This window comes from uncultured Jannaschia sp. (genome assembly GCF_947503795.1).
In the GTDB taxonomy this organism is placed as follows: Bacteria; Pseudomonadota; Alphaproteobacteria; order Rhodobacterales; family Rhodobacteraceae; genus Jannaschia.
The window spans coordinates 477614-503324 of sequence record NZ_CANNEZ010000002.1; the positions used below are offsets into that span (position 1 = coordinate 477614).

The window sequence follows — 25711 nt, forward strand, 5'->3', positions numbered from 1 at the left end:
AATCGTTCCGCATTCCAGATTTCGAGGACCGCCCGGCTGCAGGCCGCCTGGGCGGTCCTTTTCGTTTGCGACGGCTTGCGGAGGCGATAGGCATGAACAAGGCGATCACCGACGGACTGGTGCTCTCACCCCCGGCATTCGTGCCCGACCTGACGGTCTGGTCGCGGCAGGATGGCCTGCCCGGATCGGACAGCTACGCATCTTCGGGGAACGCGGTCTTCGTGCCAGCGGATCAGGATTTCGGCGGCTGCCTCGAGATGCAGAAGACCGAAACCACCCAAACGCTGCGCTGGATGGGCGCGACGCCTATCGTTCCGGGGTGCTACCTTCGGGTGAGGCTTCGGGTGAAGGCGATCGCGGGAAACCTGCCGACGGTGCGGGTCGCGGCGACGCCGGTCCTGTCGAGCGGCGCGGTGGCCACCGGCCTTGCCACGACGGGTCCGGCCCTGACGCTCGGCGCCTACGGCCGCGTCGAGGAGGTGACGGCCATCATCGGCACCGGTGCGCGGGGTGGCGTCGACATGCCGTGGTCGAGCGCGGTGGCGCATGCCCATGTCGGTCTGGACCTGACGGGGTCGAGCGGCGGGATCGTCCGGATCGAGGATATCGTCGTCGAGGACGTCACGGGCGCCTTTCTGCGCAGCATGATGGACTGGGTCGATGTCAGGGATTTCGGCGCGGTCGGTGATGGCGTGGCCGACGACACGGCGGCCTTCGCGGCCGCCGACGCCGCCGCGCGGGGCGGCGCGGTCCTGGTGTCCGAGGGGGTCTATCGCCTGACGGATCACGTCACGTTCGACGCGCCGGTCCGCTTCGTGGGTCGGGTCGAGATGCCCGTCGACAAGCGCCTGAGCCTGACCCAGAATTTCGAACTCAACAGCTATATCGACGCGTTCGGCGACGAGGAGACGGGCTTCAAGAAGGCTATCCAGGCGCTGTTCAACTTCACCGATCACGACGTGCTCGACATGATGGGGCGAAGGGTCGAGCTGACCGCGCCGCTCGACGTGCAGGCGGCGGTTAACGACAAGACGACCTATGCCAACCAGCGCGCCATCAAGAACGGACAGGTGCAGATCGCGGACGGGCCGGCCTTCGACACGGATGTCGTGACACAGGCCTGCGACTTCGACACCAATGACACGCGGCTTCTGTCCAACGTGACCAACGTGGCGAATATCCCGGTCGGATCGCTGGTGACCGCGCCGACCGGGGTGGGCCGCGAGGTCTATGTCGCGGCGCGCGACATCTCGAACCAGACGCTGACGCTGAGCGTGCCGCTCTACGGTGCGCCGCCGCAGCAGACCTACACGTTCGAGCGGTTCAAATACGCGCTGGATTTCTCGGGCTTCGCGAACCTGCAGCGCTTCGTCCTCGAGGATATCGAGATCCTGATGGCGGGGAAGGCCTCGGGCATCCTGCTGCCGGCAAACGGGCTGATCTTCCACGTGAAGGACTGCTTCTTCACCGGCCCGAAGGATCGCGGCCTGACCAGCCACGCGACCGGTTGCCAGGGGATGCTGATCGACCGGTGCCAGTTCCTGTCGGTCGAGAACCAGCTCGACGTGCCCGACCGCAAGACGATCGGCTTCAACGTCAACAAGAACGACACGAAGATCCGCAACAATCGCGCCAACAAGTTCCGGCATTTCGCGGTGATCTCGGGCTCGGGGCACATCATCACGGGCAATCACTTCTTCCAGGGCGACAACACCACGCTGGGCCAGCGGACGGCCGGGATGGTGCTGGCCGAAGCGCAGTCGAAAACGGTGTTCGTCGGCAACTACGTCGACAATTGCTATCTGGAATGGACCAACGAGCATGACGGCGCGCCGGCCTTCAACTCGGAGCTGAGCTTCGGGGGCCTCCAGATCATCGGCAACATCATGTTCTCGTCCAACGTGCCGCGGAGCTATGCGTCGATCCACATCAAGCCCTACGGGCCGGGGCATTTCATCAACGGCCTCACGATCACGGGTAACAACTTCAAGACGATCAAGGGTCAGGCGCTGGACCGCGCCGAGTATGTCGACGACAGCTTCGCGCCGCTCGACACGTCGCGGTTCACCGACGTGAACGTGCACTCCAACACGTTCCACGCGGTCCAGATGCAGTTCCAGAACCCGATCACCGTGCAGCTGGTGGAAAACACGGCGCAGACGACCTGGGAGGTGGACCTGGCCGACTACCTGCCCTTTGGGGGCGAGGCACGGGTGGTGTCGGCGATCTGCCCCGAGGGACGCATCCGCGACGTGGGCAACGGGACCGTCTGGACGATGCCCTACGGCTTCGCGGGGTTCGGGACGACGGGGCAATCGGTTCGAGTCAACTGGTCCGAACCCGCGCGGGGCAAGGTGTTCGTCACCGCCCGCTGCGACGCGCCGACCTGAGTGCGCGCGCCGCCGAGAGGGGCGTGGCGAGCGCCTCGCGCAGGATGGAGCGCGCCGTTCCCAGGGGCGGCGCGGTCGCCCGCAGCCCGGAGGTCGCGACGCGGCGGCCCATCAGCCGGGCGATCAGCGCGGCGCGCGGCAGGTGCCAGCGGTTCGAGATCAGAAGGATATGCGCGCCGTCGGGTGCGAGGGCGAGCGCGTTGACGATGTTCTCGTGGGTCGTGCGGGAGGTCCGTTCGATCCGGATCGCCGCGTCGGGCACGCCCAGCGCGCGCAGCCGGGCAGCTGCGACATCGCCTTCGGGCGGACCGTGCCGGCCCGGCCCGCCCGTGGTGCAGATCAGGTCCGCGCGCCCTGCGCTATGGAGCGTCGCCGCATGGGTGCAACGCAGATCGAGCGTGGGCGAAGGTGTGCCGTCGGGGCGAACGGCGGCCCCGAGGACGATGGCGAAGACGGTCACGGCAGGTCCGACGGCGCAAGGCGGCTGGCGCGGCCGAAGCCACCATTCAGGAGCGCGTCGGACGGCTCGAGGACCAGAAGCCGGAAATCCGTGAAGTCGTAATAGAGCTTGGCCTTCGGGCGCGCGGCGAGCCACGTCTCGCGCCATGCGTCCTTGTCCAGCGCATGTACCGTGCCGCGCACCGTCAGGCGCGGATGGGTCAGTGGGTCGCCACCCGCGCCCGGCTCGCCCAGAAGGATCGCCGCCTTCGGATCCTGCGCGAGCGCCCGCGCGTGGTCGGACAGGTCCGAGATCAGAAGCCCCATCCCCGCCCCGTCGAGCCAGAGACAACCTACGCGCGTCACAAGCGGCGCCCCGTCCAGCGAGGTGGCGAGCGCGCCGTGGCTCACTCCCACAAGGCGCGCCGCAAGGGCGCGGATCTCGGCGTCGGGCGGGTGATGGGTTTCGGGCATGGACCGTTCTCCCCCGCGCGGTGCCGCGGCTCAAGCCCCGGCTGGACGCTGGGCGGAGGCGGCCCTACCCTCCGCCCGGTCCGGGGGAGGCGCGCGATGGCATTTGGCAGCAATATCAGAACTTGGTTCGACGGCACGTGGCATGATGGCGATGTTCCGATCATGCGGGCCGCGGATCACGGCATGTGGCAGGGATCGAGCGTGTTCGACGGCGCGCGCCGTTTCGAGGGCGTGACACCCGACCTCGACCGGCACTGCGCCCGTGTGAACCGCTCGGCCGAGGCGCTGATGCTGACGCCGACGGTGACGCCCGAACGGATGGTCGAGCTCGTTCACGAGGGGCTGGAGGGCTTCGCGCCCGATGCGGCGATCTACATCCGGCCGATGTATTGGGGCATCCACGGCAGCGAGCTGGGTCTTGTGCCCTCGGGCGAGGCGACGGGCTTCGCGATCTGCCTCGAAGAGGTGCCGATGTTCGCCCCCGACAAGACGACGACGCTGACGACGACGCGGTTCCGGCGGCCCGTGCTCGAAGACAATGTCTGCGACGCGAAGGCCGGCTGTCTTTATCCCAACAATGCCCGGATGCTGGCCGAGGCGCAGACCAAGGGGTTCGGCAACGCGCTGGTGGCCGACGCGATGGGCAACGTGGCCGAAAGCGCGACATCCAACGTCTTCATGGTCAAGGATGGCGAGGTCTTCACCCCGATCGCCAACGGCACCTTCCTGTCGGGCATCACGCGGGCGCGCCACATCGCGAACCTCGCCCGAGAGGGGCAGGCCGTGCACGAGACGGTGCTGACCTTCGACGATTTCCGCGATGCCGACGAGGTGTTCCTGTCGGGCAACCTGACCAAGGTGACGCCCGTGACCGGGTTCGACGACCGCACCTACCAGGTCGGGCCGGTGACGCGGCGGGTGCGCGACATGTATTGGGATTGGGCGCTCTCGGCCTGAGAAGTGCTGCGCGATGCGGTGCGGTATGGTAGCATGACCCGCAACGGGCCGCGTCAGACGGCCTTCGCGGAGGCGCGGGCATGGCAGTTCTATTTTCGGTGATCCGAGGGGTCGCGGGGGTCGCGCCCTTTGCGACGACCTGTGCGGTGGCGCTTTGGGCGCTGTCGACCAACCCGCTTTCGGCCCCCCTGATCGAGCGGACAGGTGAGGATCTCGTTCTGTCGCTGGAGCGATCGGTCCGGATCGCCGCGACGGCCGAATGGGTCGCGGCGTCGCTTGAGGCGGCGGTGGCCGAGGAGGATGCGGAACGGGCCGCGATGCTGTTGGGGCTGGCGGACGATCTGGGACATGTCGTGGACCGGGCGCCCGCCGCGGCGCTGATCGCGGAGGCCGAAGGGTGGACCGCCAGCGCGGCGGCCTGCGTCGCCTGCATGGCGGATGCCATGTCCTGCCCGTCCGTCGCGATGCTCGGCGCCTGCGCGGTACCCTTCGAGATGTCGCCCCTGGGGGATGTGAACGCGCTCCGGCGGCAGGCGATGAATTGGGCCACGGATGTCGAGGTGGATGAAGTCGAGGCGGGCCTTGCGACGCTGGGACTGGCGGCGACGGCCGGCATCCTCGTGTCCGGCGGAAGCAGCGTGACGGTGAAGGCGGGGGCCAGCCTATTGCGGCTGGGGCGGCGGATCGGCGCGGTCACACCGGAGCTTGCGCGGATGCTGCGCGTCCCGGTGCGGTGGGACGGGGTTCCGGGCGTCGTAACGGGCCGGATCGGGATCGGCGAGATCACGGACACCGCCAAGCTGACGTCGCTGGGCGCCGTGGCAGCGGACCTCCAGCGCGTGCGCCGCGCGACCTCGACCGGCGAGGCGTTGCGCCTGACCCGGCTGATCGACACCCCCGAGGACGCCCGTCATGTCGCCCGCATCGCCGAGGCCATGGGGCCGCGCACGACCCGGACCTTCGCCGTCCTCGGCAAGTCGCGGACCCTGCGGGCCGGGATGCGCGTCAGCCGGGTGGCGGTTGCGGCGATGGTGGCCGTCTGGCTGGCCGTGCTGCAACTGGCACTCGTGATCGCGACCCGCATCGGCACGGCGTCCGTGCGCGCGGGCCTGCGCCTCTTCAGTGCGCCCCCGCCGCGCCGGGAACCCGTTCTCACCCGCACCGCCTGAGCGCTTGCCAGACCGGTGCGCCAGCGCCATGCTGTGCGCTGCCGAAACCACGCCCGAGGCCCCAGATGCGCAAGTTCCTTGTCGTCCTCGACGACAGCCGCGAATGCCTGAACGCCATGCGCTTTGCGTCGCTTCGGGCCGAGCACACGCGCGCGGGGGTCGAGGTGCTGTCGGTGATCCCGCCCGACGAGTTCAACCACTGGATCGGGGTCGGCGACATCATGCGCGAGGAGGCCCGCGAGCGCATCGTGGCGCATTTCGAGGTCTTCGCGAAATGGATGCGCGACAAGCACGGGCTGGAGCCGCATCTGGTGATCCGCGAGGGCGAGCCGGTGGACGAGATCCTGGCCCAAGTGCGCGAGGATCCGGAGATCGGCGTGCTGGTGCTGGGTGCCGCAGTCGAGGGCAAGGGTCCGGGGCCGCTGGTCACCGCGCTGACCAAGTCCGCGGGCAACCTCCCCGTGCCGATGACAATCGTTCCGGGCAACCTCACCAAGGAGCAGCTCGAGGGCATCGCCTGAGCGCGCACTGGAAAGCCGACGCCGGACTGCTAGCCTAATGGGCTCAACAGCTTGCCGGAGACCGCACCCATGTTCCGCATCGCCCTCGCCCTTATCGTGACGTTGACGCTGGCGGGGGCTGCGGCGGCGCAGCAGGCCATCCGCATCAACGGGCCGTTCGATCCGGGTCGGCTGACCTCGTCGGAGAAGCGGCTGGTGCAGGCCGCGCTGGCCCATGCGGGAACCTATGACGCGCTTCTGGACGGTGCCTGGGGCCGAGGTAGCCAAGGCGCGCTCGATCAATATGTCCGCGAGACGACGGGCAGCCGGACGCCGACATGGAGGGACGTTCGCAGCCTGATGCGCGGGTTCGAGGCCGAGCGGCAGGGGAGCGGCTGGGTGCCGGTCTGGCATCCCGACTGGCAGGTCTACCACCTGCGGCCCGACGGCATCCTCCAGGTCCAGAACGTCGGCGCGGACACGCGCTACTACACGCCCGACGCGTCGTTCCTGCTGATCGCGCAGCCGATGAACCGGCGGCCCGACGACCTGCACGCGACCTTCCTGGCTGATGCGCGGACCGACCGCGATCCCTACACGCTGCGGACGGATACGCGGATGATCACGGCGGCACAGCTGCGCGGCGGGCGCCACACCTACCTGCGCTCGGATCGCCACAATGGGCGCTGGATGACGCACACGCTGGTGGCGGACGATGCCAACCAGGCGCGGCTGCAGCTCGTCGCGGCCAGCTTTGCGCGCCGCAACATGGGCGATATCGCACCGGGCACGGGCGGCGTGATCGCGGCGCTGCTCGGCGGGTCGGGCCCCGCCCTTCCCGAGCCGGACCGTCCCGCGACGAATGGCGGTCGCGGTGACGTGTCGCTGGAGGATGCCCTCGAAGGGGCGCTGATCGGGGCGATCACGGGGCTTCTCAACCGCGACCGGGACGACCGCGCGCCGGTCGCCACGCCTGCACCCGCCCCCCTGCCCGATCCCGACCGCGGCCGGCGCATCGCCACGGGGACCTTCGTGAACACGACCGACATCGTCACGACGACCCGGCTCGACCGGGTCTGCGACGGCGTTCGTATCGCGGGGGGGGCTGCGCTGGTGCGCGTCGATGTCGACCGGGACGCGGGCGTCGCGGTCTATGCCGCGCCGGGGCGTAGCGATGGCTGGCTTCCGCTCGATGACGGCACGCCGCGCCGTGGCGACGGGCTGGCCCTCCTGACCCGCGTCGGGCGCGATGGCGACGCGCGCACGACGCGCGGCCGCATCCTGCGAGAGATCACGGGCGACGGCGTCCTCTTGGTCGAGGCCGCACCCGATGCTCGGGGTGCCGCCGGCGCGCCCGTCCTGTCGTCGGAGGGCACGCTTGTGGGTCTCTGGCTCGAGGACCGGGCCGCGGACGGGCTGGGCGAGACAGTCACGCCCGACCGGCTGGCCCGCGCGCTGGACGGGATGGGCGTGCCGTTCCGGCGCGGTGGCGACCGGCGCGGCATCGGAGCGGATGCGCGATCCGCCGTCGTGGCGCTTCGCTGCGACCGCCGCTGAGAGCAGTTTAGAACGGTTCCAAAACCTTGACCCCCGGCGGCCGAAGGCGCACATAGAAGACCGACCCCGGAGGTGCCCCCCATGTTCATCCAGACCGAGACGACCCCGAACCCCGCGACGCTGAAATTCCTGCCCGGCCAGACAGTGCTCGATACCGGTACGGCCGATTTTCCCGATTCCGACAGCGCCGCACCCAGTCCCCTCGCGACCCGTCTCTTCGGGATCGAGGGCGTCACGGGCGTGTTCCTCGGCCATGACTTCGTGACGGTGACCAAGAACGAAGGCACCCAGTGGGATCACGTGAAGCCCGCGATCCTCGGCGGCATCATGGAGCATTTCCAGTCGGGCGCGCCCGTCATGGAGGGCGAGACGCAGTCCGCCCACGGCGCCAACCACGACGAGGCCGACAGCGCCGTCGTCGGCCAGATCACCGAGCTTCTGGACACGCGCGTCCGTCCGGCCGTTGCGCAGGATGGCGGCGACATCACGTTCCACGGCTACGAGCGGGGCGTCGTCTATCTCCAGATGAAGGGCGCCTGCGCGGGCTGTCCCTCTTCGACGATGACGCTGAAGATGGGGATCGAGAATCTGCTCCGGCACTACATCCCCGAAGTCCTCGAAGTCCGGCCCGTCGGGGTCTGATCCTTGGCCGATCCGGTCGTCACGGGGCGCTGCTATTGCGGCGCCTCGCGCATTTCGGCGGATGGCGCGGCGCTGACCGTCGCATGGTGCCACTGCCGCGACTGCCGCCGCTGGACCGGCGCGCCGCAACCCGCCTTCGCCGCCTTCCCGCCCGATACGCTGCACCTCAGCCCCGACACGCTCGAGCCGTTCCGGGCGGTCGCGGGTGTCGCGCGCTGGACCTGCCCGACCTGCGGCTCGCCGCTGGCGGCCCGGTTCGACTATCTGCCGGACCAGGTCTGGGTCCCGCTCGGGGTACTCGACCAGGCCGAGGCCCTCGTGCCCGCGTCCCATTCCCATGCCGACGCCGCCCTGCCGTGGCTGCATCTCGACGACGGCTTGCCCCGCTCGGGTGGCAGTGGCCGGGATCGGCTGAACGCCGAGCTGGATCTCGATGGCTGAGCGCCTGATCCTCGCCTTCGACACGTCCGGCCCCCATTGCGCCGCAGCGCTTCTGCGGGGGGGCAAGGTCGTCGCCGCGCGCGAAGAGCCGATGACGCGCGGACAGGCGGAACGGCTGATGCCGGTCCTCGAAGCGCTTTTGTCCGAGGGACGGGCAGCCTGGTCCGACCTCGACGCGATCGGCGTCGGGATCGGGCCGGGCAATTTCACCGGCACGCGCATCGCGGTCGCAGCCGCACGGGGGCTGGCGCTGGGGCTGGGCATCCCAGCCGAGGGCGTGGGCACGGTCGAGGCGCTGGCCGCCGGGCGCGACGTCACGGTCTGCCTGCCGGCGCCGCGCGGCCAGGTGCATCTGGGCTGGCGCGACACGATCGAGACGCGGACACCCGGCGACGCCCTGCCCGATGGCTGGCCCGCAGCCCTGACCGGGCCCGCCGCCGGCACGATGGCGCCGGGCACCGTTCCCGCCCCGTCCGAACCCGTGGCCATCGCCATCGCGCGCGTCGCCGCGACCCGCGCCGCGCCCGGACGCGCCCGGCCTGCGCCGATCTATCTGCGGCCCGCCGACGCGGCCCCGCCGTCGGATCCGCCGCCGATCCTCATCTGAGGGTGGGCCGGCGCGCCTGCGTCGTTATAGTCCTTCCCAGAAGGGGGAGACCGGCCCCATGAAGATCGACCAAATGGCCGCGCTGCACGCGGCCTGCTTCCACGGACCTGCGCGATGGTCGGACGCGGCCTTTGCCGCGGCCGTCAGCGATCCGCTCTGCTTCGTGCTGGCCGAGAGGGAGACGGGGTTCCTTCTGGGACGGACGGTGGCCGACGAGGCGGAGCTCCTGACGCTCGCGGTCGACCCGGATCACCGGCGCGCGGGGCTCGGCCAGTCGCTGCTGGCCCGGTTCGAGGACACGGCCCGCACGCGCGGCGCAGATGCCGCCTTTCTCGAGGTCGCGGCCGACAATGCCCCCGCCCGCGCGCTCTATGACGGGGCCGGCTGGCAGCTCGCGGGTCAACGGACCGGCTATTATGGAGGCGTCGACGCCCTGACGCTCCGCAAGACCCTCTGACGGAGGGTCAACGGGCGAATCCGGTTGATCTTCGCGGCCCCCTGCGGCCTTATCCCCTGCATCAAACGCGGCGCGGGGGTCTGCCACGACCATGAACCCGCGCCCACCAACGGGAGCGATACATGACCTTCACCAAGCAACTGATGGGCGCCGCGGCGACCCTCGCCCTGACCGCCGGCATGGGCTTCGCCCAGGATGCCGAGCCCGGCCTGATCATCGACCTGGGCGGCAAGTTCGACAAGTCGTTCAACGAAAGCGCGTTCAACGGCGCCCAGCGCTGGGTCGAAGAGACGGGCGGCGAGTATGCCGAGACGGAGCTCGCCAACGAAGCGCAGCGCGAGCAGACCATGCGCCGCATGGCAGAGCGGGGCGCGAACCCGGTCGTCGTCCTCGGCTTCGCCAACGCCTCGACGCTGGAGGTGGTCGCCCCCGACTATCCCGAGACCGATTTCGTGATCGTGGACATGGTCGTCGACCAGCCCAACGTGAAGTCCATCGTCTTCTCCGAGCACGAGGGCAGCTACCTCGTCGGCATGATGGCCGCGATGGCCTCCGAGACGGGCACCGTGTCCTTCGTCGGCGGCATGGACGTTCCGCTCATCTCCAAGTTCGCCTGCGGTTATGCCCAAGGCGCCAAGGCGGTGAACCCGGACATGAACGTCATCGTCAACATGACCGGCACGACGCCCAGCGCCTGGAACGACCCGGTGAAGGGCGCCGAGCTGACGCGCAGCCAGATCAGCCAGGGATCCGACGTGGTCTTCGCGGCCGCCGGCGGCACCGGGATCGGTGTCCTGCAGGCCGCTGCGGACGAGGGCATCAAGGCGATCGGCGTCGACTCGAACCAGAACTACCTGCACCCCGGTTCGATCCTGACTTCGATGGTCAAGCGCGTGGACAACGCCGTCTATGACAGCTTCACCCAAGCCGCCGCGGGCGAGCTGGAATCGGGCATTTCGGTCATGGGCCTCGAGAACGAGGGCGTCGGCTACGCCATGGACGAGAACAACGCCGATCTCGTGACTGCCGAAATGCAGGCCGCCGTGGACGAGGCCAAGGCCCAGATCATCGCGGGCGAGATCATGGTCCACGACTACCTGTCGGATAACAGCTGCCCGGCCTTCTGATCGCCGAACGGCAAGATGATCCCGGACGGGGCCCCCGTGGCCCCGTCCCCACCCCGACGACCCCGTGCCGCATGACCGGCCTACTGGAGCGTGCATGACCCCGCAGACCCAGTCCCAGAGCCAGACATCCGAGCCGCCCCTCGCGATCGAGCTGCGCGGCATCTCCAAGGCGTTCGGGCCCGTTCAGGCCAACAAGGACATCTCGATCCAGGTCAAGCGTGGCTCGATCCACGGGATCATCGGCGAGAACGGGGCGGGGAAATCGACGCTGATGTCGATCCTCTACGGCTTCTACAAGGCGGATGCGGGCGAGGTCTTCATCGGCGGCAGGAAGACCGAGATCCCCGACAGCCAAGCCGCGATCGACGCGGGCATCGGCATGGTCTTCCAGCATTTCAAACTGGTCGAGAACTTCACCGTTCTGGAAAACGTGATCCTCGGGGCCGAGGATGGCGGCCTTCTGAAGCCGTCGCTGGCCAAGGCGCGCAAGCTGCTGAAGCAGCTCGCAGACGATTACGAGATGGATGTCGATCCCGACGCCATCATCGAGGAGCTGGGCGTCGGCCAGCAGCAGCGGGTCGAGATCCTGAAGGCGCTCTACCGCGAGGCGGATATCCTGATCCTCGACGAGCCGACCGGCGTGCTGACCCCCGCCGAGGCCGACCACCTCTTCCGCATCCTCAAGGGGCTGCGCGACGAGGGGAAGACGATCATCCTGATTACGCACAAGCTGCGCGAGATCATGGAGGTGACGGACACCGTCAGCGTCATGCGGCGCGGCGAGATGACCGCCACCGTCAAGACCGCCGAGACCTCGCCCGAGGCGCTGGCCGAGCTGATGGTGGGGCGCAAGGTCCTGCTCCGCGTCGACAAGGTACCCGCGACACCGGGCGAGGTCGTGCTCGAGGTCGAGGGGTTGCGCGTGGTCGATGCGCTGGGCGTCGAGCGGCTGCGCGGCATCGACCTGCAACTCCGGCGCGGCGAGGTGCTGGGCATCGCGGGCGTCGCGGGCAACGGCCAGTCGGAATTGCTCGAGGTGCTGGGCGGCTATGCCAACGGCACCGGCACGATCCGCATGAACGGACAGGTGCTCGACATCACCGGCAACGCGTCGGACGCGCGGACCCGGCGCGATCGGGGCATCGCCCACGTCCCCGAGGACCGCCAGCGCGAGGGTCTCATCATGGACTACCGCGCCTGGGAGAACGTGGGCTTCGGCTACCACCACGATCCCCGCTTCAGCTCGCGCATCTTCATGGACAACGCCGCCATGCGCCGCGACTGCGAGGAGAAGATGGAGCGGTTCGACGTCCGCCCGCCCGACCCGACGCTGGCGGCCAAGAACTTCTCGGGCGGCAACCAGCAGAAGATCGTCCTCGCCCGTGAGATCGAGCGAAATCCCGACCTCCTTCTGATCGGCCAGCCGACGCGCGGCGTCGATATCGGCGCCATCGAGTTCATCCATCAGCAGATTATCGCGCTCCGCGACCAGGGGAAGGCGATCCTTCTGGTCTCGGTCGAGCTCGACGAGATCATGGCCCTTTCGGACCGCATAGCGGTGATGTTCGACGGCCGCATCATGGGCGAACGCCTGCCGTCGGAGACCGATCAGGGCGAACTGGGCCTCCTGATGGCGGGCATGGAAGGGCGCGCAGCATGAACGACACGCTTCCCAAGTGGGTCGACATCCTGTTGATCCCGCTGATCAACCTGCTGCTCGCGCTGATCGTGTCGGGCCTCGTCGTGGCGCTGATCGGGAAGGACCCGTTCGAGGCGCTCTACATCCTTGTCGACGGCTCGGTCGGGTCGGCCTATGGCTGGGGCTACACGCTCTTCTACACAACGAATTTCATCTTCACCGGCCTCGGCGTCGCGGTCGCGTTCCACGCGCGGCTCTTCAACATCGGCGGCGAGGGGCAGGCGGCGCTGGGCGGGCTCGGAACCGCGCTGGTGCTGCTCGCGGTGCCATGGCCGCATTGGACGATCGGCCTTGCGGCGGCCTGCGTCGGCGCCGCGGTATTCGGCGCGGCCTGGGCCGCGATCCCGGCCTATCTTCAGGCCAAGCGCGGCAGCCACATCGTCATCACGACGATCATGTTCAACTTCATCGCCTCGGCGCTGATGGTCTATCTTCTGTCGAACGTCCTCCTTGTGCCCGGTGCCGGCGGCTCGCCCGAGACGGCGCGCTTCGCCGAGGCGGTGCGCTTGCCCAACGCCTATGACGTGGCACCGTGGCTGGGCTTCTCGCGCTCGACCCCCCTGAACGTCAGCTTCTTCCTCGCCATCGCGGCCTGCGTCTTCGTCTGGGCGCTGATCTGGCGCACACGGCTGGGCTATGAGATCCGCGCCTTCGGCCACTCGGAACCGGCGGCGGTCTATGCGGGCATCTCGCCCGTTCGTATCACGATGATCGCCATGCTGATCTCGGGCGGGCTGATCGGGCTGATGGCGATCAACTCGGTCATGGGCGAGGCCGAACGCCTCGTGATCGACCCGGTGCAGGGCGCGGGCTTCGTCGGCATCGCGGTGGCGCTGATGGGCCGGTCGCACCCGGCGGGCGTGTTCCTCGCGGCCCTTCTCTTCGGTGCGCTCTACCAGGGCGGCGGCGAGCTGACCTTCGAGATGAACGGCATGACGCGCGAGATCATCCTCGTGATCCAGGCGCTGGTGATCCTGTTCACCGGCGCGCTCGACAACATGGTCCGCCTGCCGATGGAGCGCATGTTCCACGCCGCGCGCCGCAGCCCCGAGCCCCCTGCCCCGACCACCCCGCTGGAGGCGGGCGGGCATCCCGAACGCGGGAAGGCCGAGCCATGAATTTCCTCGAACTGATCCAGATCCTCGACTCGTCGCTCCGCCTCGCGACGCCGCTGTTGCTGGCGTGTCTGGCCGGGCTCTTCTCCGAGCGGGCGGGCATCTTCGACATCGGGCTCGAGGGCAAGATGCTGGCCTCGGCCTTCATGTCGGCCGCCTTCGCCTACTACACTGGCAATGTCTGGCTGGGCCTTCTGGCGGGGATCGCGGCGTCGATGGCGCTGTCGCTGATCCACGGGCTGGCCTCGATCACCTTCCGGGGCAACCAGCTGATCTCGGGGGTGGCGATCAACTTCCTCGCCTCGGGCCTCACGGTCGTGATCGGCGAGGCGTGGTTCGCGCTGGGCGGCCGGACGCCGCAGCTCGAAGGCGCAGCCCGCTTCCGCGAGATCACCCTGCCCTTCGCCGACGCAGTGCGCGACGTGCCGATCCTCGGGCCGCTCTATTCCGAACTCCTCTCGGGGCATTCGGCGCTGGTCTATGTCGCCCTCCTGATCGTGCCGCTGACCTGGTGGGTGCTGTTCCGTACGCGCTTTGGTCTGCGCCTGCGCGCGGTGGGCGAGAACCCGGCCGCAGTCGACACGGCGGGCGTCAGCGTCGTCGGCCTGCGCTATGCCGCGGTGATGATCTGTGGCGTGCTCTGCGGCATCGCGGGGGCGTATCTGGCGACCGCGCTCTCGGCGGGGTTCGTCAAGGAAATGTCGGCGGGGCGCGGCTTCATCGCGCTCGCTGCGCTGATCTTCGCCAAGTGGCGGCCGTGGTATGCGCTCTGGGCGTGTCTCCTGTTCGGATTCCTCCAGACGCTCGGCTTCCGGGGCGACCTGATCGAGGGCATCGTCGGCATCGACATACCCTCGGCCCTTCTGGACGCGATCCCCTACATCCTGACGGTGGTGATCCTCGCGGGCTTCGTCGGCCGCGCGATCCCGCCGCGCGCCGGAGGTGAACCCTATGTCAAGGAACGCTGACCTCCTTGCGCTCGTCCGCGACCGCGCCGGATCGGAGGCGCCGCGCTACGGCCTGATCCTCGGCTCGGGCCTGGGGCATCTCGCGGACCGGGTCGAGGGCGTGGCGATCGACTATGCCGACCTGCCCGGCTTTCCCCATGCGGGCGTCAGCGGGCACAACCCCAAGTTGGTGATCGGCCAACTCGGTGGCACCCGCGTCGCGGTGTTCGGCGGGCGGTCGCATTACTACGAGAGCGGGCGGGCCGATGCGATGCGCGTGCCGCTGGAAGTACTGGCCGATCTGGGCGCCGAGGGCGTGATCGCGACCAATGCCGCCGGATCTCTGGACCCGGACATGCCGACCGGATCCCTGATGCTCCTGTCGGACCATATCAACTTCTCGGGGCTGAACCCGTTGATCGGCGAGCCGACGGATGCGCGCTTCGTGCCGATGGGCGATGCGCACGACCCGGCCTTGCGCGCGGGTTTGCGCGACGCGGCGGCCGCCGAGGATGTCGAGCTGCACGAAGGCGTCTATGCCTGGTACTCCGGCCCCTCCTTCGAGACGCCGGCCGAGATCCGCGCGATCCGGACATTGGGTGCGGACGCAGTGGGGATGTCGACGGTGCCCGAGGTTATCCTGGCGCGGTTCCTGGGGCTGAAAGCCGCGGCCATCTCCACGATCACCAACATGGCGGCGGGCCTCTCGGACGAGGCGATCAGCCATGACCACACCAAGGCCATGGCGCCGCTCGGGGCTGCGAAGCTCGAGAAGGTGCTGACGCGGTTTCTGGCCTGACCGGCCGTTCGGGCGCTCGGGCCGACGCGGCGTCCGCAGCACCGCGATGCGCAAACGCTACATCCCCGAGTTCACGCGGCTTCCGCGATCCTCCGGGAGATGCGCTCGGCCATCATGATGACCGGCGCGTTGGTGTTGCCCCCGACGATCGTCGGCATGAGCGACGCGTCGACCACACGCAGGCCCTCGACACCCGCGACGCGCCCGTCGCCATCCGTCACGTCGCCCATCGCGGCGGTTCCGACCGGGTGATAGATCGATTCCGCGCGCGCGCGGATCTCTGTCTTCCATCCGGCATCGGTCTCGGGCGGTTCGGACGGGCGGTGCCACCCGAGGCGGATGTCGTCGAAGGCGGGTTGCGACAGGATCGACGCGGCCATCCGCGCGCCCGCCACCAGCACCTCGAGGTCGCGCCCATCCGAGAGATAGTTCGGGTCAATCACGGGTTTCGCCGCCGGGTCGTCCGAGGCCAGCCGCAGCCGCCCGCGCGAGCGCGGATAGAGCGCGCAGGCATGGAGCGAGACGCCCGTCCGACCCCAGTTCCGGGTTTCGCCGTGGTTCTCGCCCAGCGCAGGCAGGAAGTGGAACTGGATGTCCGGCTTCTCCAGCCCCTCGCGGGAGCGGGCGAACCCGTTCCCCTCGGCGAGGTTCGACGCCAGGAGACCGGTGCGCCCGCGCAGCCAGTCGTAGGGCGCGCGCAACGCCTGTCCGAGTGTGCCGGGCGCGTAGCCGATCGCGCTGCCCGGCCGGGTCAGCAGCATGCAGGTGATATCGAGATGGTCCTGGAGGTTGCCGCCCACACCCGCCGCATCGTGGACGAGACCGATGCCATGCTCGGCCAGATGCGCCGCGGGGCCGACCCCCGAGACCATCAAGAGCTGAGGCGAGCCGATCGCACCGGCCGAGAGGATCACCTCGCGCCGAGCCTCGAAGCTGTCCGAGCCGGTCTCGACCGCGACGGCGCGGCGGCCGTCGAAGCCCACGCGCCGGACCTGTTGACCCGTGCGGATGGTGAGGTTCGGCCGCGCGCGCACCGCGTCCGGCAGGTAGGCGCGCGCCGCCGAGCAGCGCAGGCCGCGATGGGTCGTCGTGTCGAAACGCCCGACGCCGTCGCGCAGCGGTGCTGCGAAGTCCTCGACCCGCGCGTGCCCGGCCTGTTCGCCCGCCTGAAGGTATCGCCGCGTGGCGGGATGCGCCCAGTCCGGGCGGGTCACCCGCAGCGGCCCGGAATCGCCGTGCCATTGCGAGATGCCTTCGGAATGGGTTTCGGACGCCTTGAAGAGATGCAGCGCCTCGGCCCCAGACCAGCCGTGGCCCCAATCGTCGTAATCGCTCAGATCGCCGCGCGCGTAGCACATCGCGTTGATCCCCGACGAGCCGCCCAGCACCCGGCCCCGCGGCCAGCGGAGGCGGCGATTGTCGAGGCCCGGCTGCGGCACGGTCGCGAAGTCCCAATCGGCGACCTTGTGGCCCAGCGCCTCGGCCAGGCCGGCGGGTAGATGGAGCAGCGGGTTGCGCGCCTCGCCCCCCGCTTCGAGCAAGAGCACCGAGACCGCCGGATCCTCGGAAAGCCGCGCGGCCATCACGCACCCGGCCGATCCACCGCCCACGATCACGTAATCCACCTGCATGCCCGCACCTCCTGCGGTCACCGTCCTCCCGGAGCGCTTCGAGGGCAAGGCGAACCCCGCGTCCGGCCCCGGACGCGGACCCGGCCCCGGTCACGATCCATGTCGAAGCCTTGCGATCCGGGCGCACCGCGTGAGCGCGCGGCCTGCGGGGGTTTGATATCGGGCGACGCTGCGCCTATGGAAGCGCATACATCCGGGAGCCGCCCGTGCAGATCTACCTCCCCATCGCCGAAGTGTCGGTCAACGCCTTCCTGCTTCTGGGGCTGGGCGGGATGGTCGGTGTCCTCTCGGGGATGTTCGGGGTGGGCGGCGGTTTCCTGATGACGCCGCTTCTCTTCATGGTCGGCATCCCGCCCGCCGTCGCGGTCGCGACCGAAGCCAACATCATCGTCGCCTCCAGCTTCTCGGGCGTGCTGGCGCATGTGCGCCGCAAGACGGTCGATTTCCGAATGGGCACCGTTCTGCTGATCGGCGGCCTCGTGGGGGCGGCGATCGGTGTCCAGGTCTTCGCGATCCTGCGCGAGCAGGGTCAGGTCGATCTGCTGGTCAAGCTCTGCTACGTCGTGTTCCTCGGGGTCATCGGCGCGCTGATGTTCATCGAGAGCCTGAACGCCATCCGCAAGGCGCGTGCCAAGGGCCCGGCGCCCCGGACCGTGCGGCGCCAGCGGGGCTGGATCCACGCACTGCCTCTGAAGATGAAGTTCCGCACCAGCGGTCTCTATATCTCGGTGCTGCCGCCCTTGCTCGTCGGGCTCTTCGTCGGCGTTCTGGCCGCGATCATGGGCGTCGGCGGCGGGTTCATCATGGTGCCCGCGATGATCTACCTGCTGGGCATGCCCACCAAGGTCGTGGTCGGCACCTCGCTCTTCCAGATCATCTTCGTCACGGGCTTCGCCACGCTCCTGCACGCGACGACCAACTACACCGTCGATATGGTCCTCGCGGTGCTGCTGCTGGTCGGGGGCGTCGTCGGGGCGCAGGTCGGCACGCGCATCGGCACCAAGCTCAAGGCCGAGCAGTTGCGCATCCTGCTCGCGGGAATGGTCCTTCTGGTCTGCGCCAAGCTGGCCGCCGACCTCCTGATCCAACCGGCGGAGCTCTTCTCCGTCGGCGCGGAGTCGGGGCATTGATCCGCGCGCTGCTCGTCCTGCTGGCGCTCGCTGCGCCCGCCGCCGCCGAGGAGGTGGTCGCGGCCCTGAGCCAGGACCGCGTGTCGATCTCGACCTCGTTCGACGGCTCGGAGATCCTCGTCTTCGGGGCGGTCAAGCGCGAGGCCCCCGTGCCCGAGGGCGGGCCGCTCGGGGTGATCGTGACGATCGCGGGACCGGACGAGGCGGTCATCGTGCGTCGCAAGGACCGCCGCTTTGGCATCTGGATCAATGTCGAGGGCATCGATGTCGAGCGCGCGCCGAGCTTCTATGCCGTCGCCTCGTCGCTGCCGCTGGGGACCTCGCTGTCGGAGACCGAGGACCTGCGTTGGAGTATCTCGCCCCGCCGCAAGCTCCGCGCGGTCGGCGCGACCGACATGGCGGGGGATACGCCCGCCTTTCTCGAGGCCCTGCTGCGGGTCCGGCAGGACGCCGATCTCTACGCGGTAAAGGAGGAGACGGTGGCCCTGCGCGACGAGACGCTGTTCTCGGCCGAGATCGCGCTGCCCTCGGACCTGACCGAAGGCAATTACGACACTCGCATCTTCCTGACGCGGGACGGGGCGGTGATCGACGTCTACGCAACATCGATCTTCGTCCAGAAGGTCGGATTGGAGCGGATGATCTACAACCTCGCCCACGAACAGCCGCTGATTTACGGGCTTCTGTCGCTCTTCATCGCGATCTCGGCGGGATGGCTCGCCTCGACGGTGTTCCGCTACATCCTGCCCTAGCCGCGACCGACATAGGGCATGGCGTTGGCCATGATCGTCATCGTCAGCACGTTCGCTTCGGGCGGCAGGCTCGCCATGTGGAGGACCGCGCGGGCGGCGTCGGCCACGTCCATGGTCGCCACGCCCGCGTCCCCCGCCGCGCGCTGCGCGTGGTCCAGCGCCTCGACCATGGGGGTCCGGGCGTTGCCGATGTCGATCTGGCCGCAGGCGATCCCGAGCGCGCGCCCGTCGAGCGCAAGCTGTTTCGTCAGACCCGTGATCGCGTGCTTGGTGACGGTGTAGCTGACCGCGCCCTCTCGCGGGACATGGGCCGAGATCGAGCCGTTGTTGACGATCCGCCCGCCGCCTTGGGCGCGCATCACCCGGAATGCCGCGCGGGCCATCAGGAACATGCCGGTCAGGTTGACCGCGACGGCGCGGTCCCAATCCTCCAGTGGCACCTCGTCGATGGGCGCGGCGGGCACGAACAGCCCTGCATTATTGAAGAGCACGTCGAGGCGGCCCGCGCGCTCGGTGAACATGTCGGTCACGCGGTCGCAGGCCTCGGGGTCTGTGACGTCGCCGGGCAGGACATGGGCGTTCGGATGGTCGCCCGCCACCTCGGCCAGCGCATCGGCGCGGCGCGCCATCAGGCCGACGGTCCAGCCCGCGTCGAGAAAGATCCGCGCGGTCGCGGCACCGATGCCCGACGACGCGCCTGTGATGAGAATGGTGCGGGTCATTCCTGGGTCTCCTGTTCGAGCGTCAACGGGGCGGGTTCGGCCTTCAGGTCCGACGTGTCGAGCGCGTGCTGCGGCAAGGCCAGCGCATAGCGCCTGACCCAGATGAGCTGCGTCGCCGCGCGGGTGATCGCGACATAGGCCAGGCGCTTCCAGAGATGCTGGCCCGCCTCGATCCGCCCCGCGCGGGACGCGGCGTAGAGATCGGGGGCGAAGACCTGCACCCGGTCCCATTGCGACCCCTGCGCCTTGTGGATCGTGACGGCGGCACCGTGCAGGAAGGCCGCGCCCATGCGGGCCGCGAAGGGCAGGAACGGCTCTTCCTCGTCGGGATGCTCGATCTTGACGATGCTGCTGACGCTGATCTCGGGCTCGGGCGCGCCGACGACATGGAGCTTGGAGAAGCCGGGCTTCCGTCCGGGCCCCAGATAGACGACCTGCGCGCCCTTGATGAGGCCCCGCGCCTCGAGGTCGATACGCCGCTTTCGATGCTTCAGCGGCAGCTCCAGCCCGTCGCAGATCAGGGGCTCGCCCGGCAGCATCTGCGTGTCGTCGGCCCCATGGGCGCCGCGGAAGGCGCGGATCAGGCGTATGCGCGTGGCATTGCGCCAGACGAGTACCGGAGAGCGGGCCATCAGGTCGCTGTCGACCCGGCCCGCGACCTGCACGCGGTCGTCGGAGGCGGCGGCGTCCTCGATCATCTGCTCGAAGCTGTGGAAGTCGAGGTCGGGATCGCCGAGGGCATGGGCGAGATCGAGGATCGGGTTGTCCGCCGCCTGACGGTGGACGCGGTCGAGATGCTTGAGATCGTCGCCCGAGAAGCGGTCGAACACCATTCGGCCCGACTGATTCACGGGGGCGAGCTGGGCCGGGTCGCCGAAGAGGACGAGGGTGGGGAAGATCTCCTTCAGGTCCTCGAACTGCTTGTCGTCGAGCATCGAGGATTCGTCGACGAAGCCCACATCCAGCGGACTGTCGCGCCGCTTCCACCCGGTGATGAAGTCGCTGCCCCTGAGCCCCGCCGCGGCCAGCGCGCCCGGCACACTGGAGGTCTCGTCGTAGACGCGCTTGGCGCGGTCGAGCGCCTCGTCGGTCAGGCCCTCGACCGTGGGGCGGGGGCCGCCCTCGGCCAGCCACTCGGCGATCTTCTCGTACTCGGGATCATAGACCGGCGTGTAGAGAATGCGGTGGATCGTGGTGGCGGGCACGCCGCGGGTCCGCAGGACGCTCGCGGCCTTGTTGGTCGGGGCCAGCACGGCGAGGGTGCGGCGATCCTTGCGCTTGCGCTCGTAATCGCCCGAGACGAGGTCCAGCCCCGCCTCGCGCAGGTCCTTGACCATCGCGGCCAGCAGCAGCGTCTTGCCCGACCCCGCCTTGCCGGTGATCGCGATGACGCGGCTGTCATCGTCCTCGCGCGGGCCGGCGAATTCGCCGATACCGATTCCGCTGTCGGACAGGATCTCGGCGATGCGATCCCAGGCCTCGGCCTGATCTGGAGAAAGCGTCGTGGCGGGGGGCGTCGTCATCGCCCCCTTGTGGCGGGTTCAGGCCCCGGACGGAAGGGCGACCGGCAGCGGGAGGTCACCGAATGCGTCCTCGAACCAGCCGCGCGAGATGCGGGCCGCGATGCCCGTCGCTGTGCAGAGCGCGTCGTGCAGCTCGGCGTCGAAGGTCCAGAGCCCGGCCGCGATTCCGTCCCGGGGACGGCCCAGCAGTTCCGGCTCCCACCCGAGGCGGCGGTAGACGCGCGTCATCGGCGCATCGAACACCCCGAGCGCATGGGTCAGGCCGAAGCCGAGGCCGAGCTCGCTCGCCCCGAGGAGGAGTTCGCGCGCCATGCCCGGTCCCGCGTCGGGGGCAAGGCAGAACCGCGTGCATTCCCAGATCCGGCCCGAGCGCAGCGGCCCGCCCTCGACCAGATGCGGGAACACGTCGGCCATCATGTGCGGCCCCGTGGTCGGCAGGAACCGCATCGAGCCCGCATGGGCGCCCCGCGCGTCCTCGGCCACGACATAGAGCGGATCCATCCCATCATAGGCGTCCGTCTCCCAGCCGAAGGGGTCGACCTGCACCTCCCAGCCCATGCGGTCGCGGAACTGGACGGTGCGGTCGCGGAACATGTCGGCGGCCAGCTCGGCATGGCGGGGCAGGTCTGCGGCGTAGATGTAGCGGATCATCGGACGTCCCTCCGGTCTGTGTGACGAAAGGGGCTGAGGCCGCGCAGCTTGACGAAAGGTTACCGCGCGCCCGCGAAGATTTTGCGCAACAGGGCCTGTTCGGCCGGAGGGCCGATCAGAGGTTGATCAGCCCGCGCGACAGGGCGTTGGCCACCGCATGGGTGGTGTTGATTGCCCCGAGCTTGTGGCGCGCACTCTCGATATAGACGCGGAGGGTGTTCTCGGAGATCGACAGCCGCTCGGCGGCCTGCGCCCGGCTGCGGCCGGCCGCCAGGAGCGTCAGCGTGTCCGCCTCCCGCCGCGAGAGCGCCGGTGCGGGCGTCTGCGGCGCATCTCCGTCGAGAACGAGCGCGCGCTCGTTCACGTAATGCGCGGCCAGAAGCAGGTCATCGAGATGCGCCCGCGTGAACCTGCCCCAACTGTCATCCGCGACCTTGTGGTTGACGGTGAAGAGCGCGAACTGCCCCGACGGTCCCCGGATCGGCAGGCTGAACCCCTGGTTCCCGAGCCCGTGTCCGATGCCCTCGGCCAGAAGCGCGCGGGCCGGACGCCCGGACCAGTCGAGCCGCTTCCAATCGACGGGCGTGAACCGCCGGAAGCAGGCCAGCACGACCGGATCGATGGTCTGGAAGTTCTGTTCGACATAGGCCGCGACCCAATCCGGCGCGTAGGTGAGCGCGGCCCATTGGGCGCCGCCCGACTTGACCGAATGATAGACGAGATGTTCGACATCGTAGGCGTCGCGCAGGTCGAAGACGGCATCCTGCAGATCGGTCAGGTCGCGGCAGTCACCCAGCCGCTCCAGCACGTCGTCCAGCTTTCGTGCCATCCGGCCTCGCCTCTTCCGCGGGGGAACGCTGCACAAGCTCGACCGATGCGACGACGATGGCCTCTTCCAGCTGCGAGGCCAGTTCGGGCAACCGGTTGGCATCCGCGAACCCCTTCAGGTCGCCCAGCACTTCGATGATCCACTTCTTCGACATCCGAACGTTCCTTCCCAAGGGGTTAACGAAAGCTTAAGCGATTCTACCGTGGAGCCGATCGGGGGAGATATTCGCGGTTTCTCCCTCCCCATTTCTGGTGGGTGTCGCGCATGGAACACCCTGACGCAGCGGAAGGCCTGGAACGAAAAAGGAACGACCCCGGACGGATCCGGGGTCGTTCATCGCTACGAATCGTGGGGCAGAGGATCGCGTCAGGCGGCGGGACCGGCCTCGACCACGTCCTCGAGCGTACGCAGTCCCGTGCGGGGGGCCTGAACGAGGACGGACATGTTGCCCGGCTTGTGCTCGTTGCGGCGCATCTTCATGTGCGCCTCGGGCAGATCGGCCCAGTCGAAGCATTCCGACATGCAGGGATCGAGCCGACGCTCGACCATCAGGTTGTTGGCGGCACTCGCCTGCTTGAGATGGGCGAAATGGCTGCCCTGCAGGCGCTTCTGGTGCATCCACATGTAGCGGACGTCGAAGGTCAGGTTGAACCCGGTCGTGCCCGCGCAGATGACGACCATGCCGCCCTTCTTGCACACGAAGGTCGAGACCGGGAACGTCGCCTCGCCCGGATGCTCGAAGACCATGTCGACATTGTTGCCCTTGCCGGTGATCTCCCAGATGGCCTTGCCGAACTTGCGGGTCTCGGCGAACCAGGTCGCGTATTCGTCCGAGCCGACCTTGGGCAGCTGGCCCCAGCAGTCGAAATCGTTGCGGTTGATGACGCCCTTGGCCCCCAGACCCATCACGAACTCGCGCTTGGATTCGTCCGAGATGACGCCGATCGCGTTGGCGCCGGCCGTGTTGATGAGCTGGATCGCGTAGGAGCCGAGGCCGCCCGACGCACCCCAGACCAGCACGTTCTGGCCGGGCTTGAGGTCATGGGGCTCGTGCCCGAAGAGCATCCGGTAGGCGGTGGCGAGCGTCAGCGTGTAGCAGGCCGCCTCTTCCCAGGTCAGGTGCTTGGGGCGCGGCATGAGCTGCTGGGCCTGCACGTTGGTGAACTGCGCAAACGAGCCGTCGGGCGTCTCGTAGCCCCAGATGCGCTGGCTGGGCGAGTACATCGGGTCGCCGCCGTTGCAATGCTCGTCGTCGCCGTCGTCCTGGTTGCAGTGGATCACGACCTCGTCGCCGACCTTCCAGCGCTTCACCTTGTCGCCCACCGCCCAGATGATGCCCGACGCGTCGGAGCCCGCGATGTGATAGGGCTGGCCGTGGCCGTCGAACGGGCTGATCGGTTGACCGAGCGAGGCCCAGACGCCGTTATAGTTCACGCCCGCCGCCATTACGAGAACGAGGACTTCGTGGCTGTCGAGGATGGGGACGTCGACGATCTCCTGCTGCATCGCGGTCTCGGGCTCGCCATGACGCTCGCGGCGGATCGCCCAAGCATACATCTGCTTCGGCACATGACCCATCGGGGGCATCTCGCCCATCTCGTAGAGGTCCTTCACCGCCGCCTCGTAAGTCGGGGTCTGCGTGTCGAGGGCCATGGCCATATCTCCGTCCTTGCCGCGTTGCGGAATCATTGTGCTGCGTTGCAACATGAATACCAAGGCCGCGGTAACATTAAAACCCCGAAAGTACTGGCCGCGTAATTTTCTTGCTAGAGAAGTTTCTGCGCTGGCAGCGTGCGGGCGTAGAATTCGAAGACCTCGCCCCAGCCGGGCTGGGGCCGGATGGCATCGCCGTCGATCCGGAGCGCGCCGCGCACTTCGAGCATGCGCAGCGCCACGAGCGAGACCTCGGAGGCGTCCCGGCTGGCATGGTGCAGCGGATGGCCCGCAGCCCGGAGCGTCTCGGCCCGCGCGTCGAGATGGGCCGCAATCTCGGGGAGCGTGTGGTACCCTTCGGTCAGCGCCTCCGACACAAGGGCCAGTGGGAGGACGGGCAGCCGCGCCTCGATGCGGTCGAGCAGAGTCGCCGCCAGCGCCGCGGTCGGGTCATCATGCCCCTGCCAGAGGAATTCATGCAGCGACACGGGCTGCCCGAAGCTCACGGCGGCATACCCGAACCGGGTGAACCGTCGCGTCACGCGCAGCTGCAGATGCCGCCAGAGATAGCGCGCGACCGTCCACCAGCGTAGCCGGAACGCGTGCTCGCCCTTCGACCCGGCGGCGATCAGCACGCGATCCTCCAGCACCCGTTCGTAATTCAGCGCGACGGGAATGAAGACGATGTCGCGCGCATCCTCGGGGTCGTGATCGGTCACGAGATACGAGAGGATGCCGAGCTTTGGCGCCTGCAGCGCCCCGTCGCGCGACAGGCGGCCTTCGGGGAAGACGGCCTGCGTGATGCCCTTCTCGGTGGCGATCTGGACATAGCGTGCCAGCACCCGCCGATAGAGCGGGTTGAGATCGCGACGACGCACGAAATAACCGCCCAGCGCCCGGATCAACGGCCGAAGCGGCCAGCGGCGGGCCCACTCGCCCACGGCATAGGCCAGCGCCGTCTGCCGCGCCGCGAGCCAGGTCACGAGGACGTAGTCCATGTTCGAGCGGTGGTTCAGGACGTAAATCACCGTGGCGTCGGGCGGGATATCCGCCAGCGCCTCGGCCTCCCCCGTGACGCGGACACGGTAGAGGCTGCGCGACAGCCAGCGCGAGAGGCGCATCGCGATCGAAAAGTAGAGCGTGGCCGAGAAGCCCGGCACGATCTCGCGGGCGTAGCGGCGCGCGGTCTCGAAGGCGACCTCCTCGGGAATGCGGTGGGTGCGGGCGTGATCGATGATGGCCTGCGCGACCGCCGGGTCGTGCGTCAGCCGGTTGATGGTGTCCATCCGGCGCGCCAGCTTGAAGGGTTCGATCGGGCGCGTCAGCCGGGTGTTGAGCCGCGCCACCAGCCGCTCCGCGCGCTTGCGGAAGAACCAGCGCACCGACGGGAAGAGGAAGTTCGACGCGAACGTGACGGCGGCGAAGGCGCAGAGCAGCAGAAGCGCCCAGAGCGGGATTTCGATGATCCGGGTCATCGGCGGCGGGGCGGGGCGCGGCGCAG

General features: G+C 68.9%; 26 protein-coding genes. 16 read left to right on the plus strand and 10 right to left on the minus strand.

All coding sequences use genetic code 11. The features are described 5' to 3' along the window. Positions 1-92 precede the first annotated feature (92 nt). Positions 93-2390 (plus strand): glycosyl hydrolase family 28-related protein, encoded by a 2298-nt coding sequence (locus Q0833_RS14895; RefSeq protein ID WP_298436531.1) that lies wholly within the window; start codon positions 93-95, stop codon positions 2388-2390. On the opposite strand, the gene Q0833_RS14900 is transcribed toward Q0833_RS14895, so the two are convergent. Next, on the minus strand, positions 2362-2850 hold the full coding sequence (locus Q0833_RS14900; RefSeq protein ID WP_298436534.1) for a YdcF family protein: 489 nt from the start codon (positions 2848-2850) through the stop codon (positions 2362-2364). The two genes, Q0833_RS14895 and Q0833_RS14900, sit on opposite strands and share 29 nt — an antisense overlap. Beyond that, a complete protein-coding gene (locus Q0833_RS14905) occupies positions 2847-3302 on the minus strand; it encodes a pyridoxamine 5'-phosphate oxidase family protein (protein ID WP_298436537.1) in 456 nt (151 codons plus the stop codon). The genes Q0833_RS14900 and Q0833_RS14905 overlap by 4 nt, the downstream gene beginning before the upstream one ends. 96 nt (positions 3303-3398) lie before the next feature. On the opposite strand from Q0833_RS14905, the gene Q0833_RS14910 reads away from it, so the two are divergent. The 13 genes from Q0833_RS14910 to Q0833_RS14970 all read left to right on the plus strand — a co-directional run bounded on the left by Q0833_RS14910 (position 3399) and on the right by Q0833_RS14970 (position 15319). Beyond that, a complete protein-coding gene (locus tag Q0833_RS14910; protein WP_298436540.1) occupies positions 3399-4259 on the plus strand; it encodes a branched-chain amino acid aminotransferase in 861 nt (286 codons plus the stop codon). Positions 4260-4339: 80 nt separating this feature from the next. Further along, positions 4340-5428: a hypothetical protein gene (locus tag Q0833_RS14915; RefSeq protein ID WP_298436543.1), complete on the plus strand. Its 1089-nt coding sequence runs from the start codon at positions 4340-4342 to the stop codon at positions 5426-5428. Positions 5429-5493: 65 nt separating this feature from the next. After that, complete coding sequence (locus tag Q0833_RS14920) at positions 5494-5949, plus strand: universal stress protein (RefSeq protein WP_298436546.1); 456 nt, start codon at positions 5494-5496, stop codon at positions 5947-5949. 69 nt (positions 5950-6018) lie between these two features. Next, entirely contained in the window at positions 6019-7485 is a 1467-nt protein-coding gene (locus Q0833_RS14925; RefSeq protein WP_298436549.1) for a hypothetical protein, read from the plus strand. 81 nt (positions 7486-7566) lie between these two features. Further along, positions 7567-8127, plus strand: a complete 561-nt coding sequence (locus tag Q0833_RS14930; protein WP_298436552.1) for a NifU family protein — start codon at positions 7567-7569, stop codon at positions 8125-8127. A 3-nt stretch (positions 8128-8130) separates the two neighbouring features. After that, a complete protein-coding gene (locus Q0833_RS14935) occupies positions 8131-8568 on the plus strand; it encodes a GFA family protein (protein ID WP_298436555.1) in 438 nt (145 codons plus the stop codon). Further along, a complete protein-coding gene (gene tsaB / locus Q0833_RS14940; RefSeq protein WP_298436558.1) occupies positions 8561-9175 on the plus strand; it encodes a tRNA (adenosine(37)-N6)-threonylcarbamoyltransferase complex dimerization subunit type 1 TsaB in 615 nt (204 codons plus the stop codon). Before Q0833_RS14935 ends, tsaB begins: the two co-directional genes overlap by 8 nt. Before the next feature lie 58 nt (positions 9176-9233). Beyond that, entirely contained in the window at positions 9234-9632 is a 399-nt protein-coding gene (locus tag Q0833_RS14945) for a GNAT family N-acetyltransferase (RefSeq protein ID WP_298436561.1), read from the plus strand. A gap of 122 nt (positions 9633-9754) precedes the next feature. Then, complete coding sequence (locus Q0833_RS14950) at positions 9755-10759, plus strand: BMP family ABC transporter substrate-binding protein (RefSeq protein WP_298436563.1); 1005 nt, start codon at positions 9755-9757, stop codon at positions 10757-10759. Between the two features lie 94 nt (positions 10760-10853). After that, positions 10854-12419 carry an ABC transporter ATP-binding protein gene (locus Q0833_RS14955; RefSeq protein ID WP_298436566.1) on the plus strand — a complete coding sequence of 522 codons (1566 nt, stop codon included), beginning with the start codon at positions 10854-10856 and terminating at the stop codon, positions 12417-12419. After that, on the plus strand, positions 12416-13576 hold the full coding sequence (locus tag Q0833_RS14960; protein WP_298436569.1) for an ABC transporter permease: 1161 nt from the start codon (positions 12416-12418) through the stop codon (positions 13574-13576). Before Q0833_RS14955 ends, Q0833_RS14960 begins: the two co-directional genes overlap by 4 nt. Then, on the plus strand, positions 13573-14541 hold the full coding sequence (locus tag Q0833_RS14965) for an ABC transporter permease (protein ID WP_298436572.1): 969 nt from the start codon (positions 13573-13575) through the stop codon (positions 14539-14541). The genes Q0833_RS14960 and Q0833_RS14965 overlap by 4 nt, the downstream gene beginning before the upstream one ends. Beyond that, complete coding sequence (locus Q0833_RS14970) at positions 14525-15319, plus strand: purine-nucleoside phosphorylase (protein ID WP_298436574.1); 795 nt, start codon at positions 14525-14527, stop codon at positions 15317-15319. Before Q0833_RS14965 ends, Q0833_RS14970 begins: the two co-directional genes overlap by 17 nt. A 71-nt stretch (positions 15320-15390) precedes the next feature. On the opposite strand, the gene Q0833_RS14975 is transcribed toward Q0833_RS14970, so the two are convergent. Then, positions 15391-16950: a GMC family oxidoreductase gene (locus Q0833_RS14975; protein WP_298436577.1), complete on the minus strand. Its 1560-nt coding sequence runs from the start codon at positions 16948-16950 to the stop codon at positions 15391-15393. Between the two features lie 206 nt (positions 16951-17156). Here Q0833_RS14975 and Q0833_RS14980 point away from each other — a divergent pair, with 206 nt between their 5' ends. Beyond that, positions 17157-18080, plus strand: a complete 924-nt coding sequence (locus tag Q0833_RS14980; protein ID WP_298436580.1) for a sulfite exporter TauE/SafE family protein — start codon at positions 17157-17159, stop codon at positions 18078-18080. After that, positions 18077-18832 carry a TIGR02186 family protein gene (locus Q0833_RS14985; protein ID WP_298436583.1) on the plus strand — a complete coding sequence of 252 codons (756 nt, stop codon included), beginning with the start codon at positions 18077-18079 and terminating at the stop codon, positions 18830-18832. The genes Q0833_RS14980 and Q0833_RS14985 overlap by 4 nt, the downstream gene beginning before the upstream one ends. On the opposite strand, the gene Q0833_RS14990 is transcribed toward Q0833_RS14985, so the two are convergent. The 7 genes from Q0833_RS14990 to Q0833_RS15020 form a co-directional block, all read right to left on the minus strand. Then, positions 18829-19554: an SDR family oxidoreductase gene (locus tag Q0833_RS14990; protein ID WP_298436586.1), complete on the minus strand. Its 726-nt coding sequence runs from the start codon at positions 19552-19554 to the stop codon at positions 18829-18831. The genes Q0833_RS14985 and Q0833_RS14990 overlap by 4 nt on opposite strands. Next, positions 19551-21077, minus strand: coding sequence for an ATP-dependent RecD-like DNA helicase (locus Q0833_RS14995; RefSeq protein ID WP_298436589.1), 1527 nt, complete (start codon positions 21075-21077; stop codon positions 19551-19553). The genes Q0833_RS14990 and Q0833_RS14995 overlap by 4 nt, the downstream gene beginning before the upstream one ends. 18 nt (positions 21078-21095) lie before the next feature. Further along, positions 21096-21728 carry an acyl-homoserine-lactone synthase gene (locus Q0833_RS15000; RefSeq protein ID WP_298436592.1) on the minus strand — a complete coding sequence of 211 codons (633 nt, stop codon included), beginning with the start codon at positions 21726-21728 and terminating at the stop codon, positions 21096-21098. Between the two features lie 115 nt (positions 21729-21843). Further along, positions 21844-22557 carry a LuxR family transcriptional regulator gene (locus tag Q0833_RS15005; RefSeq protein ID WP_298436595.1) on the minus strand — a complete coding sequence of 238 codons (714 nt, stop codon included), beginning with the start codon at positions 22555-22557 and terminating at the stop codon, positions 21844-21846. Continuing rightward, complete coding sequence (locus Q0833_RS15010) at positions 22517-22711, minus strand: hypothetical protein (protein ID WP_298436596.1); 195 nt, start codon at positions 22709-22711, stop codon at positions 22517-22519. The genes Q0833_RS15005 and Q0833_RS15010 overlap by 41 nt, the downstream gene beginning before the upstream one ends. A gap of 212 nt (positions 22712-22923) precedes the next feature. Further along, positions 22924-24210 carry a crotonyl-CoA carboxylase/reductase gene (gene ccrA, locus Q0833_RS15015; RefSeq protein WP_298436599.1) on the minus strand — a complete coding sequence of 429 codons (1287 nt, stop codon included), beginning with the start codon at positions 24208-24210 and terminating at the stop codon, positions 22924-22926. Between the two features lie 113 nt (positions 24211-24323). Then, on the minus strand, positions 24324-25685 hold the full coding sequence (locus tag Q0833_RS15020; RefSeq protein WP_298436602.1) for a 1-acyl-sn-glycerol-3-phosphate acyltransferase: 1362 nt from the start codon (positions 25683-25685) through the stop codon (positions 24324-24326). Between the last annotated feature and the right edge of the window lie 26 nt (positions 25686-25711).

What these genes read in the sequence shown, in the direction of transcription:
- Q0833_RS14895 (WP_298436531.1), top strand. Translation starts at nt 93, where the DNA reads ATGAACAAGGCGATCACCGACGGACTGGTGCTCTCACCCCCGGCATTC.
- Q0833_RS14905 (WP_298436537.1), bottom strand. Translation starts at nt 3,302, where the DNA reads ATGCCCGAAACCCATCACCCGCCCGACGCCGAGATCCGCGCCCTTGCG.
- Q0833_RS14910 (WP_298436540.1), top strand. Translation starts at nt 3,399, where the DNA reads ATGGCATTTGGCAGCAATATCAGAACTTGGTTCGACGGCACGTGGCAT.
- Q0833_RS14915 (WP_298436543.1), top strand. Translation starts at nt 4,340, where the DNA reads ATGGCAGTTCTATTTTCGGTGATCCGAGGGGTCGCGGGGGTCGCGCCC.
- Q0833_RS14920 (WP_298436546.1), top strand. Translation starts at nt 5,494, where the DNA reads ATGCGCAAGTTCCTTGTCGTCCTCGACGACAGCCGCGAATGCCTGAAC.
- Q0833_RS14925 (WP_298436549.1), top strand. Translation starts at nt 6,019, where the DNA reads ATGTTCCGCATCGCCCTCGCCCTTATCGTGACGTTGACGCTGGCGGGG.
- Q0833_RS14930 (WP_298436552.1), top strand. Translation starts at nt 7,567, where the DNA reads ATGTTCATCCAGACCGAGACGACCCCGAACCCCGCGACGCTGAAATTC.
- tsaB (WP_298436558.1), top strand. Translation starts at nt 8,561, where the DNA reads ATGGCTGAGCGCCTGATCCTCGCCTTCGACACGTCCGGCCCCCATTGC.
- Q0833_RS14945 (WP_298436561.1), top strand. Translation starts at nt 9,234, where the DNA reads ATGAAGATCGACCAAATGGCCGCGCTGCACGCGGCCTGCTTCCACGGA.
- Q0833_RS14950 (WP_298436563.1), top strand. Translation starts at nt 9,755, where the DNA reads ATGACCTTCACCAAGCAACTGATGGGCGCCGCGGCGACCCTCGCCCTG.
- Q0833_RS14955 (WP_298436566.1), top strand. Translation starts at nt 10,854, where the DNA reads ATGACCCCGCAGACCCAGTCCCAGAGCCAGACATCCGAGCCGCCCCTC.
- Q0833_RS14960 (WP_298436569.1), top strand. Translation starts at nt 12,416, where the DNA reads ATGAACGACACGCTTCCCAAGTGGGTCGACATCCTGTTGATCCCGCTG.
- Q0833_RS14965 (WP_298436572.1), top strand. Translation starts at nt 13,573, where the DNA reads ATGAATTTCCTCGAACTGATCCAGATCCTCGACTCGTCGCTCCGCCTC.
- Q0833_RS14970 (WP_298436574.1), top strand. Translation starts at nt 14,525, where the DNA reads ATGTCAAGGAACGCTGACCTCCTTGCGCTCGTCCGCGACCGCGCCGGA.
- Q0833_RS14975 (WP_298436577.1), bottom strand. Translation starts at nt 16,950, where the DNA reads ATGCAGGTGGATTACGTGATCGTGGGCGGTGGATCGGCCGGGTGCGTG.
- Q0833_RS14990 (WP_298436586.1), bottom strand. Translation starts at nt 19,554, where the DNA reads ATGACCCGCACCATTCTCATCACAGGCGCGTCGTCGGGCATCGGTGCC.
- Q0833_RS14995 (WP_298436589.1), bottom strand. Translation starts at nt 21,077, where the DNA reads ATGACGACGCCCCCCGCCACGACGCTTTCTCCAGATCAGGCCGAGGCC.
- Q0833_RS15000 (WP_298436592.1), bottom strand. Translation starts at nt 21,728, where the DNA reads ATGATCCGCTACATCTACGCCGCAGACCTGCCCCGCCATGCCGAGCTG.
- Q0833_RS15005 (WP_298436595.1), bottom strand. Translation starts at nt 22,557, where the DNA reads ATGGCACGAAAGCTGGACGACGTGCTGGAGCGGCTGGGTGACTGCCGC.
- Q0833_RS15010 (WP_298436596.1), bottom strand. Translation starts at nt 22,711, where the DNA reads ATGTCGAAGAAGTGGATCATCGAAGTGCTGGGCGACCTGAAGGGGTTC.
- ccrA (WP_298436599.1), bottom strand. Translation starts at nt 24,210, where the DNA reads ATGGCCCTCGACACGCAGACCCCGACTTACGAGGCGGCGGTGAAGGAC.
- Q0833_RS15020 (WP_298436602.1), bottom strand. Translation starts at nt 25,685, where the DNA reads ATGACCCGGATCATCGAAATCCCGCTCTGGGCGCTTCTGCTGCTCTGC.